This is a genomic window from Streptomyces sp. NPDC054849 (assembly GCF_053610945.1).
This window is the reverse complement of the sequence record NZ_JBSGZI010000051.1, coordinates 43,136-53,370: the sequence shown is the minus strand read 5'-3', so window position 1 is coordinate 53,370 and position 10,235 is coordinate 43,136. Positions and strand designations below refer to the sequence as shown.

The 10,235-nt window shown below is 71.3% G+C and carries 8 protein-coding genes; 4 read left to right on the top strand and 4 right to left on the bottom strand.

Translation table 11 applies throughout. The features are described 5' to 3' along the window. Positions 1–35: 35 nt before the first annotated feature. The gene (locus tag ACWGIF_RS22150; protein WP_030016583.1) at positions 36–269 is read right to left on the bottom strand and encodes a DUF7455 domain-containing protein; all 234 of its coding nucleotides are present in this window, start codon (positions 267–269) and stop codon (positions 36–38) included. A 447-nt stretch (positions 270–716) separates the two neighbouring features. On the opposite strand from ACWGIF_RS22150, the gene ACWGIF_RS22145 reads away from it, so the two are divergent. The 3 genes from ACWGIF_RS22145 to ACWGIF_RS22135 all read left to right on the top strand — a co-directional run bounded on the left by ACWGIF_RS22145 (position 717) and on the right by ACWGIF_RS22135 (position 5,087). Next, positions 717–2,837 carry a DNA gyrase/topoisomerase IV subunit B gene (locus ACWGIF_RS22145; protein ID WP_453499891.1) on the top strand — a complete coding sequence of 707 codons (2,121 nt, stop codon included), beginning with the start codon at positions 717–719 and terminating at the stop codon, positions 2,835–2,837. A gap of 175 nt (positions 2,838–3,012) precedes the next feature. Then, positions 3,013–3,498: a DUF485 domain-containing protein gene (locus ACWGIF_RS22140; RefSeq protein ID WP_453499889.1), complete on the top strand. Its 486-nt coding sequence runs from the start codon at positions 3,013–3,015 to the stop codon at positions 3,496–3,498. Next, on the top strand, positions 3,495–5,087 hold the full coding sequence (locus tag ACWGIF_RS22135) for a solute symporter family protein (protein WP_453499887.1): 1,593 nt from the start codon (positions 3,495–3,497) through the stop codon (positions 5,085–5,087). The genes ACWGIF_RS22140 and ACWGIF_RS22135 overlap by 4 nt, the downstream gene beginning before the upstream one ends. Positions 5,088–5,093: 6 nt before the next feature. On the opposite strand, the gene ACWGIF_RS22130 is transcribed toward ACWGIF_RS22135, so the two are convergent. The 3 genes from ACWGIF_RS22130 to ACWGIF_RS22120 all read right to left on the bottom strand — a co-directional run bounded on the left by ACWGIF_RS22130 (position 5,094) and on the right by ACWGIF_RS22120 (position 8,988). Continuing rightward, complete coding sequence (locus tag ACWGIF_RS22130; RefSeq protein ID WP_453499885.1) at positions 5,094–5,795, bottom strand: response regulator; 702 nt, start codon at positions 5,793–5,795, stop codon at positions 5,094–5,096. Next, positions 5,792–7,408 carry an ATP-binding protein gene (locus ACWGIF_RS22125; protein ID WP_453499883.1) on the bottom strand — a complete coding sequence of 539 codons (1,617 nt, stop codon included), beginning with the start codon at positions 7,406–7,408 and terminating at the stop codon, positions 5,792–5,794. The genes ACWGIF_RS22130 and ACWGIF_RS22125 overlap by 4 nt, the downstream gene beginning before the upstream one ends. A gap of 344 nt (positions 7,409–7,752) precedes the next feature. Continuing rightward, positions 7,753–8,988: a citrate/2-methylcitrate synthase gene (locus ACWGIF_RS22120; RefSeq protein WP_453499881.1), complete on the bottom strand. Its 1,236-nt coding sequence runs from the start codon at positions 8,986–8,988 to the stop codon at positions 7,753–7,755. 65 nt (positions 8,989–9,053) lie between these two features. On the opposite strand from ACWGIF_RS22120, the gene ACWGIF_RS22115 reads away from it, so the two are divergent. Next, a complete protein-coding gene (locus tag ACWGIF_RS22115) occupies positions 9,054–10,223 on the top strand; it encodes a citrate synthase (RefSeq protein ID WP_453499879.1) in 1,170 nt (389 codons plus the stop codon). Positions 10,224–10,235 lie beyond the last annotated feature (12 nt).

Sequence of the window (10,235 nt, the reverse complement as noted above, 5' to 3'; positions counted from 1 at the left end):
GTCCTGGCTCGTCGGATGCGAGGTGCAGGCCTGTGTCAGCGGTCCTCGGGTTCGGCATTGGCAGCCGGAGCGGACGTAAGCCGCTCGGTCTCATCCTGTATTTCCGCGGCGATCTTCTTGAGTTCCGGCTCGAACTTGCGTCCGTGGTGGGCGCAGAAGAGCAGTTCACCGCCGCTCAGCAGGACGACGCGCAGATATGCCTGGGCGCCGCAACGGTCGCATCGGTCAGCGGCCGTCAGCGGGGTCGCGGGTGTCAGAACAGTAGTCACGTCGCCTCTTCTCTAGCTCGACGAGCTGTCGTACCAGGGTCAACATCCAACCAGGCCGAAAACGTTCCCGCTCGCGGCTTTTCCTCGAAACTTCCTTCCGAAGCTGGCCGGCTGTTGCCGGTTGGCGGCGAAGGAGCCGTATTGCGTTGCTTTACGGTTTCGCGTTGTCAGTCGTGCGCTTGTTGCAGTTCCATCCTCCCCGGCGAGAGTGCCAGGTTGTTCATGAGGACGTGCCCGAACCCTAAATGGTTCATGCGCGGAAGGGAACGTGATGTTTCCTTCACCCGCCCGGGGGATCGAACATCCGTGCGGATCTGGACTAGGCTGAGGAACGCGCGAGGGTGGCGTTGCATCGGCTCTACCTGGCCTCGGTACCCTTCGACCGGCACCCGAGCCACCCCTGCGCCCGATCGGGCCAGAAAAGAAATTCAGCGAGGAGCGAACTGCGTGACCGCCGACACGTCCGTGCCTTCCAGCGCGCTGCTGTCCGGAGCAGACCGGGACGGTTCCAACTACACCGCGCGGCACCTGCTCGTCCTCGAAGGGCTGGAGGCCGTCCGCAAGCGCCCCGGCATGTATATCGGCTCGACCGACAGCCGAGGCCTCATGCACTGCCTCTGGGAGATCATCGACAATTCCGTCGACGAGGCCCTGGGCGGCTACTGCGACCACATCGAGGTGATCCTCCACGAGGACTCCTCCGTCGAGGTCCGGGACAACGGCCGCGGCATCCCCGTGGACGTCGAGCCCAAGACCGGCCTGTCCGGCATCGAGGTCGTCATGACCAAGCTGCACGCCGGCGGCAAGTTCGGCGGCGGCTCGTACGCCGCCTCCGGCGGCCTGCACGGCGTCGGCGCCTCCGTGGTCAACGCCCTCTCCGCCCGGCTGGACGTCGAGGTCGACCGCAACAGCGCGACGCATGCCATCAGCTTCCGCCGCGGCGTCCCCGGCATGTTCACCGAGCAGGGCCCCGACAGCCCCTTCGACCCGGCGAACGGCCTGCGCAAGGTCAAGCGGGTCACCAAGGGGAAGACAGGCACCCGGGTCCGCTACTGGGCCGACCGCCAGATCTTCCTCAAGGACGCCAGGCTCAATCTGGAGACGCTCTACCAGCGCGCCCGCCAGACCGCCTTCCTCGTCCCCGGCCTGACCCTGGTCGTCCGCGACGAGCGGGGCATCGACGGCGCGGGCAAGACCGAGGAGCTCTTCCGCTTCGACGGCGGCATCAGCGAATTCTGCGAGTACCTCGCCCAGGACAAGGCCGTCTGCGACGTGCTGCGCCTGCACGGCACGGGCACGTTCAAGGAGACCGTTCCGGTCCTGGACGACCGCGGCCACATGACCCCCACCGAGGTCACCCGCGAGCTCGGCGTGGACATCGCCCTGCGCTGGGGCACGGGGTACGAGACCAACGTCAAGTCCTTCGTGAACATCATCGCCACCCCCAAGGGCGGCACCCACGTCGCCGGCTTCGAGCGCTCGGTCGCCAAGACCGTGAACGAGGTGCTGCGCTCGTCCAAGCTGCTGCGCGTCGCCGAGGACGACGTGGTCAAGGACGACGCGATGGAGGGCATGACGGCCGTCGTCACCGTCCGCCTCGCCGAGCCGCAGTTCGAGGGCCAGACCAAGGAGGTGCTGGGCACCTCGGCCGCCACCCGGATCGTCGCCGCCGTGGTCGCCAAGGAGCTCAAGGCCTTCCTGACCTCCACCAAGCGCGACGACAAGCAGCAGGCCCGCGCCGTGATGGAGAAGATCGTCGCGGCCGCCCGGACCAGGATCGCGGCCCGTCAGCACAAGGAGGCGCAGCGCCGCAAGACCGCGCTGGAGACCTCCTCGCTGCCGGCCAAGCTGGCCGACTGCCGCAGCGACGACGTGGATCGCAGCGAGCTGTTCATCGTCGAGGGGGACTCCGCCCTCGGCACCGCGAAGCTCGCCCGCAATTCGGAGTTCCAGGCGCTCCTGCCCATCCGCGGCAAGATTCTCAACGTCCAGAAGTCCTCGATCTCGGACATGCTCAAGAACGCCGAGTGCGGGGCGATCATCCAGGTCATAGGAGCCGGCTCGGGCCGGACCTTCGACATCGACGCAGCCCGGTACGGCAAGATCGTGCTGCTCGTCGACGCCGACGTGGACGGCGCGCACATCCGCTGCCTGCTGCTCACCCTCTTCCAGCGGTACATGCGGCCGATGGTCGAGGCCGGCCGGGTCTTCGCGGCCGTGCCGCCGCTGCACCGGATCGAGCTGGTCCAGCCGAAGAAGGGCCAGGACAAGTACGTCTACACGTATTCGGACAACGAGCTGCGCCAGACCCTTTTGGAGTACCAGCGCAAGAACATCCGGTACAAGGACTCGATCCAGCGTTACAAGGGCCTCGGCGAGATGGACGCGGACCAGCTGGCGGAGACCACCATGGACCCCAGGTTCCGCACGCTGCGCCGGATCAACATCGGCGACCTGGACTCGGCCGAGCAGGTCTTCGACCTGCTCATGGGCAATGAGGTGGCCCCGCGCAAGGAGTTCATCACGAGCTCCGCGGCGACCCTGGACCGCTCGCGCATCGACGCCTGATCCAAGTGCCGTCGGCGGCCGGCGGCACCTGGCACCGAAGGGCTCACCGCACACCGGTGCTCTTCACCCCATCACCTGTTGGAGTGAAGAGCACCGGTACACCAGTCCGGAAAGCGCCCATTCCGCACATCCTTGTGGGCACGCGGCCAATGCGGCAGCGGACAAGGAGAGTTCGGTGGACAAGCACGAAGGTCGTGATGCCGGAACGATCCGGCTGGACGACCCCTGGTACGACGCGCTGGCCGTCGGCTGGGGTGAGGGAGAGGAAACGCCCCCGCCGCCCACGGCCCCCGGCGGCCGCCCCGCGCCCGCCGCATCCGACATCTACCTCGAAGTGCAGCGCAGTGCCGCCTTCCAGGAGGTGCGCCGCCGCTACCGCAGGTTCGTCGTCCCCGCGACCGCCGGCTTCTTCCTCTGGTACGTCGCCTACGTGGTCGCCGCCACCGCCGCACCCGGTGTGATGGCCCGGCCCGTGATGGGCGCCGTCAACGTGGCCATGCTGGCGGGACTCGGCCAGTTCCTCAGCACCTTCCTTCTGACCTGGGCCTACGCCCGGCACGCGCGGCTGCGCCGGGACCGGGCCGCGCTCGACCTGCGCTGGACCGTCTTCGAGCAGGAACGCGACCACGAGCGGACCCGGGCGAGGGGGGCCGGCCGGTGAGCACCGAGCACCAGACCCTCGCGCTGATCCTGTTCAGCGTCTTCATCGCGGTGACCCTGGGCATCACCACCTGGGTGAGCCGCAACCGGCACGGGTCCGCCGAGGAGTTCTACGCCGGCGGGCGCTTGTTCTCCCCCATGGAGAACGGTTTCGCCATCGCGGGCGACTACATGTCCGCCGCCTCCTTCCTGGGCATCTCCGGCCTGATCGCCCTCTTCGGCTACGACGGCCTGCTCTACTCGGTGGGATTCCTCGTCGCCTGGCTGGTGGTGCTGTTCCTGGTCGCCGAACTGGTCCGCAACTGCGGGCGCTTCACCCTCGCCGACGTGGTCGCCGCCCGGATGAGCGAGCGCCCGGTGCGGATCGCCGCCGGCACCTCCTCGGTCGTCGTCTCCGTGCTCTACCTCGTCGCTCAGATGGTCGGCGCGGGCAGCCTGGTCGGTCTGCTGCTCGGGAGTTCGAGCGCCACCGCCCAAACCCTCGCCGTGGTCGGGGTGGGCGCGCTGATGGTGGTCTACGTGTCCTTCGGCGGGATGCGGGCCACCACCTGGATCCAGATCGTGAAGGCCGTGCTGCTGATGGGCGGGGCGATCACCCTGACCGTGCTCGTGCTGCTGCGCTTCCACGGGAACTTCGACCAGCTGCTCACCGCCGCCGCCGACCGCAGCGGGCATGGCCGGGAATTCCTCGCCCCGGGCCTCAAGTACGGCGGGGACTGGACCGCCCGCGTCGACTTCATGAGCCTCGGGCTCGCGCTGGTCCTCGGGACCGCCGGGCTGCCGCACATCCTGTCGCGCTTCTACACCGTGCCCACCGCGCGAGCGGCCCGCCGCTCGGTGGTGTGGGCGATCGCCCTGATCGGCGGCTTCTACCTGATGACCATCGTGCTCGGCTTCGGCGCGGCCGCGCTGGTGGGCCCGGACGAGGTGAGGGCCTCCAACGCCTCCGGGAACACGGCCGTTCCGCTGCTCGCGGCCTTCCTCGGCGGGGGCGCCGGATCCACCGGGGGCGCGGTGCTCTTCGCCTTCGTGGCCGCCATCGCCTTCGCGACCATCCTGGCCGTCGTGGCCGGTATCACCCTCGCCTCGTCGGCCTCGGTCGCACACGATCTGTACGCCTCCCTCAAGCGCCGGCACGCCAGGCAGCGCAGTGAGGTCTCGGTGGCCCGGGTCGCGGCCGTCGGCATCGGGGCGGTGGCGATCGCCCTCGGGCTGCTCGCCCAGAACCTCAATGTGGCGTTCCTGGTGGGGCTGGCCTTCGCGGTGGCGGCCTCGGCCAATCTGCCGGTGCTGCTGTACTCGCTCTTCTGGCGCGGCTTCACCACGCGGGGAGCCGTCTGGTCCGTGTACGGCGGCCTGGTGCCGGCGGTGCTGCTGGTACTGGTGTCGCCGGTGGTGTCGGGCAGCGCGGAATCGCTCTTCCCCGGAGTGGACTTCCAGTACTTCCCGCTCCAGAACCCGGGGATCGTCTCGATTCCGCTGGGCTTCCTGGCGGGCTGGCTGGGCACGGTCACCTCGGGCGAGGAGCCGGACGAGGCGAAGCACGCGGAGACGGAGGTCCGCTCCTTGACCGGCGCCGGAGCGGTCTGAGCGCCGTCAGGCGGGCCCTTCCGAGGGGAGCCAGGTGTAGCGGTGCTCCGGGCGGCCGGTCTCGCCGTAGCGCAGGGCCAGGGTGACGCGGGCGGTGCGTTCGAGGAGCTTCAGGTAGCGCTGTGCGGTCTGCCGGCTGATGCCGGAGCGATCGGCGATCTGCTGGGTGGACAGGGGGCCTTCGGCGGACAGCAGCACCTGGCGGACCAGTTCCGCGGTGGTGGGGGAGTGGCCCTTGGGGAGCTCGTTCGCAGGTCCCGCCGCGGCGAGGGCGCCGAAGATCCGGTCCACCTCGGCCTGTTCGGCCTCGCCGCCCGTTTCAAGGGTGCGGCGCAGGGCTCCGTACGCTTCCAGCCGGGTGCGCAGCCCGGCGAAGGTGAAGGGTTTGACCAGGTACTGGAGGGCGCCGAGGCGCATGGCGGCCTGGACGGTGGCGAGGTCGCGGGCCGCCGTGACCATGATCACATCGGTGCGGTGGCCGAGTTGGCGCAGTCGGCGCACCAGGTCCAGGCCGTTCTCGTCGGGGAGGTAATGGTCCAGGAGGACCAGGTCCACCGGATGTGTACCGAGGAACTCCAGCGCCTCCGATGCCGAATGGGCCTGGGCCGTCACCCGGAAACCGGGAACCTTCGCCACGTACGCCGCGTTGATCCGGGCAACACGCATGTCGTCGTCGACGACCAATACGTGAATCGGGGTCTCGTTCATCGCAGGGCCTCCGGGAGTACGACGGAGAACTCCGCCCCTCCGTCCGCTGCTTCCCCGGCCCGGGCGCTGCCGCCCTGCCGCTCCGCGAGGCGGCGTACGAGGGCGAGACCCAGCCCGCGCTCGCGGTGGGCCCTGGGCTGTTTGGTCGACCAGCCCTCCGTGAAAATCTCCTCGCGGCGCGCGGCAGGTACCCCGGGGCCGCTGTCGCGCACGTGCAGCACGGCGGTACGGCCCTCGGCGCGCAGCTCGACCTCGACCAGGGGCGCCGTCGAACCGGCGGCGGCGTCCAGAGCGTTGTCGACCAGATTGCCGAGGATCGTGACGAGACCGCCCGGGTCCACCACGCGGTCGGGGAGGAGGCTGGTGCCGGCCAGCCGCAGCGGGACGCCGCGCTCGGCGGCGACGGTCGCCTTGCCCACCAGAAGGGCGGCCAGCAGTGGGTCGTGGACCTTCTCGGTGACCTGCTCGGCGGTCGTGCGGTGCACCCCGACGACCTCGGTCACGAACTCCACCGCCTCCTCGTGCAGGCCCAGCTCCAGCAGGCCGAGGAGGGTGTGGAGGCGGTTGGCGTGCTCGTGGTCCTGGGCGCGCAGGGCGTCGATCAGGCCCCGGGTGGAGTCGAGCTCGCGGCCCAGGTGTTCCAGCTCGGTGCGGTCGCGCAGGGTGGCGACGGCGCCGCCGTCCTCGGTGGGCATGCGGTTGGCGAGCAGGACCCGAGATCCCTGGACGGTGAGCAGGTCCCGGCCGGTGACGCGGCCCGACAGCACGTCGGCGGTGCGGCACGCGCCGAGTACGTCGTCGAGTGGGCGTCCCGCGAAGGTGCCGGTGGCGTCGGGGGTGAGGCCCAGCAGGCGGGCGGCCTCGTCGTTGACCAGCCGGACCCGGCCGTCCGGGGAGAGGGCGATCACACCCTCGCGGATGGAGTGCAGCATCGCCTCGCGCTCGGCGAGCAGGCCGGCGATGTCGGAGAAGGCCAGGTCCCGGGTCTGGCGATGGATCCTGCGGGAGAGCAGGTAGGCGGCGAGGGCGCCCGCCGCCAGGGCCCCGCCGGCGTAGGCCAGCAGCCCAGGGATGGCTCCGAGCAGCCGGTCGCGGACGCTGTCGTAGGCGATGCCGACCGAGACGGCGCCGACGATCTCGCCGTCGGCCGCGACGAGCGGGACCTTGCCGCGGGCGGTGCGGCCCAGGGTGCCCTCGTCGATCTCCATGACCTCCCGGCCCGCCAGGGCGTCGCTCGGGTCCGTGGAGACGGGCAGACCGATCCGCTCGGCGCTCGGGTGGGAACGGCGGATGCCGGCCAGATCGAGGACGACGACGTACTCGGCGCCGGTGGCGCGGCGGATCCGCTCGGCCGAGGACTGCACCGGGCTGTCCTCGGAAGCCCCGGAATCCAGGAGGCCGGCGGCCAGCGCGGGGTCGGCCGCGGCGCTCTGTGCGATGGCGAGGGCGCGCCGCATGGCCTGGTCGTCGAGCTGTGCGCTCAGCGGCGCGAGGAACAGTCCGGTGGCCAGGACGACGACTCCGGCGGCGATGGCCAGCTGGGTCAGCAGGATCTGGGAGACGGCCCGTCTGGGCAGCCCGAGGCGCCGAGCGCTCATGAGGGGGAACCGCATGGGCAGCAACGGTAGGTCGGCTCCGGCACAAGCGGAACGTTTGCGCCCAGCTTGTCGGGTACCCCACTCCCGTCATGTCCGGGCTGTGTTCCGAGGCTCACTGCGGGTGCGCGCCGCTCCCGCTCCGTCGAGGTCGCCTACTCTGCTCGGCGGCACGCACAGTCCCTTGCGGCGCGACCTCCTGGTGTCGGCACAGTGGGGAGCCCGTCGTTGTGCCGCCCGGCCATCGTTTTCACCGCCGAGGCGAGGCCCCGGATCGTGGGCCGGGGCCTGACGCCGCACCCGGACCGTGGGCCGGGGCCTGACGCCCCACCCGGACCGTGGGTCGGCCGGGCCGCAGCCCGTCACGGCATCGGCTGTGGCGGGCGGGGGCCGTGGTACTGCCCGCTCGGGCGCATCCGCAGCGGCCGCTCCTGGTACTCCTCCAAGGCGTGCGCGATCCAGCCGGCCGTACGGGCCACCGCGAAGACCGTCTCCCCGGCCTCCGCCGCCATTCCGCACGAGACGGTCAGCACCGCCAGCGCCAGGTCCACATTTGCGTGCAGCCCGCCCTGCCGGGCCATCACCGAGGCCACCTCGCGCGCCGCACCGAGCGCCGGTCCGGCCTGCTCCAGCCCTTCCAGCCGGGCGAACAGCGCCCGCGCCCGCGGGTCCTCGCCCTGGTAGAGCCGGTGGCCGAGTCCCGGGACCCGGCGGCCCGCCCGCAGGTACTCCGCCACCACCGGCGCGGCCCCGCCCTGTTCCAGCACTTCCGCCAGCATCCGGTGCGCGAGCCGCCCGGCCGCACCGTGCAGCGGCCCTTCGAGTGCGCCGAGCCCGGCCGAGACGGCTGCGTACGGGTGGGCGCGTGCGGAGGCGGCCACCCGTACGGCCAGGGTCGAGGCGGCCAGGTCGTGGTCGACCAGCAGTGCCAGAGCCAGATCCAGCACGGCCAGCGCGTCCGGGTCGGGCTGCCGCGCCGTCAGGCGGGACCACAGCTGCCGGGCGATCCGGCCGTCACCGGGCCACTGCGCGGGGCCCGCCGCGGGCAGCGCGCCGACCAGCGTGGGGATCAGGCAGCGCGCGGAGCCAAGTACGGCCTCCTCGGACAGGTCGAAGCGCAGCGGGTCCGCGACCGCGGCTGCCGCGACCGCGACCCGCAACCGGTCGATGGGCCCGCCGTGGTCCGGCAGTGCGGCCACCGCCCGGCGGGCCGCCGCCAGAGCCTCCGGGGGAGCGGTGAACCGTGCTTCGTGGGGAACGGTCCCCGTCCAGAGCCACTCGGCGACCTCCTCGTACCGGTACCGCGAGGCCAGCTCCACGGCGTCCACGCCCCGGAAGTAGTACCGGTCGGACTCGATGAGGGTGAGCGCCGTGCGAACGGAGAGCTCCCCGGTGGGGGCCGCCGCCTCGCGCCGGCTCCGCCGGGCGAGCGCCTCCACCTCGGCCGCGTCGAAGCTGCTGCCCCGCCCGGCCGGCTCGCGGCGACTGGTGAGCTGGCCCCGGCTGACGTACGCGTACACCGTCGCCGGTTTCACCCCGAGTGCTCGCGCCGCCTCCTGCGTGCTGAGCCTGCGCCCGCTGTCCGTCTGGTCGCTCATGACGGACACCCTACAGATGGCGAGTTGTATTGATTCAATCAATATTGACAGGGATTGAATCCATCATGGATGGTCGATCCATGAACAACACCACCGTCGAAGTGCCCCGCGGTCTCGCGGGAGTCGTGGTCACCGAAACCGAGCTGGGCGACGTCCGGGGGCGCGAGGGCTTTTACCACTACCGCCAGTACTCGGCGGTCGAACTCGCCTCCGTCCGCAGCTTCGAGGACGTGTGGCACCTGATGTTCCGCGGAAGGCTCCCGGCGGACTCCGCCGAACGGGCCGCCTTCGCCGCCGAGACCGCCCCACTGCGCCGGCTGCCCGTCGAAGTCCGGGACGCCCTGCCGGGCCTGGCCCGGGCCACCCGGCTCTCCGGCCCCCTCGCCGGTCTGCGCACCGCACTCTCGCTGCTCGGCGCCTCCGCCGGATTCCGCCCGGTGTACGACCTCGAGCCCGGCCGCCGGGCCGCCGACGCGCTGGCCGCCTGCGCCGCCGTACCGACCCTGCTGACCGCCCTGCACCGGCTGGGGCAGGGCCTGGAGCCGGTGGAGCCGCGCGACGACCTCCCATACGCCGCCAACTACCTCTACATGCTGACCGGCCGGGAGCCCGGCCCGGCCGCGGCCCGCGCCGTCGAGCGGTACCTGATATCCACCGTCGACCACGGCTTCAACGCCTCGACCTTCACCGCCCGCGTGATCGCCTCCACCGGCGCCGACATCGCGGCCTGTCTGACCGGGGCGATCGGCGCGCTCTCCGGGCCGCTGCACGGCGGCGCCCCCAGCCGGGCCCTGGACACCCTCGACGCCATCGGCACCGTCGACCGGATCGGGCCGTGGATCCGCGAACGGGTCCTGGCGGGCGACCGCATCATGGGCTTCGGCCACCCCGTCTACCGCACCGAGGACCCCCGCTCACGCATGCTGCGGGACATCGCCCTCCAGATCGGCGGCCCCCTCGTGGACTTCGCCGTCGAGGTCGAGCGCCAGGTCGAGGCGATCCTCGCCGAACTCAAGCCGGGCCGGGAGCTGCACACCAACGTGGAGTTCTACGCCGGTGTGGTCATGGAGCTGTGCGGGCTGCCGCGCGAGATGTTCACCCCGACCTTCTGCGCGGCCCGGGTGGTCGGCTGGAGCGCGAACATCCTCGAACAGGCCGCCGATTCGAAGATCATCCGCCCGGCCGCCCGGTACACCGGCCCGACCCCGCCCCAGCCGGTGCCGCTGTTGGACTGACGGAGCCTGGTT

What these genes read in the sequence shown, in the direction of transcription:
- ACWGIF_RS22130 (WP_453499885.1), bottom strand. Translation starts at nt 5,795, where the DNA reads ATGAACGAGACCCCGATTCACGTATTGGTCGTCGACGACGACATGCGT.
- ACWGIF_RS22125 (WP_453499883.1), bottom strand. Translation starts at nt 7,408, where the DNA reads ATGCGGTTCCCCCTCATGAGCGCTCGGCGCCTCGGGCTGCCCAGACGG.
- ACWGIF_RS22120 (WP_453499881.1), bottom strand. Translation starts at nt 8,988, where the DNA reads ATGAGCGACCAGACGGACAGCGGGCGCAGGCTCAGCACGCAGGAGGCG.
- ACWGIF_RS22115 (WP_453499879.1), top strand. Translation starts at nt 9,054, where the DNA reads ATGGATGGTCGATCCATGAACAACACCACCGTCGAAGTGCCCCGCGGT.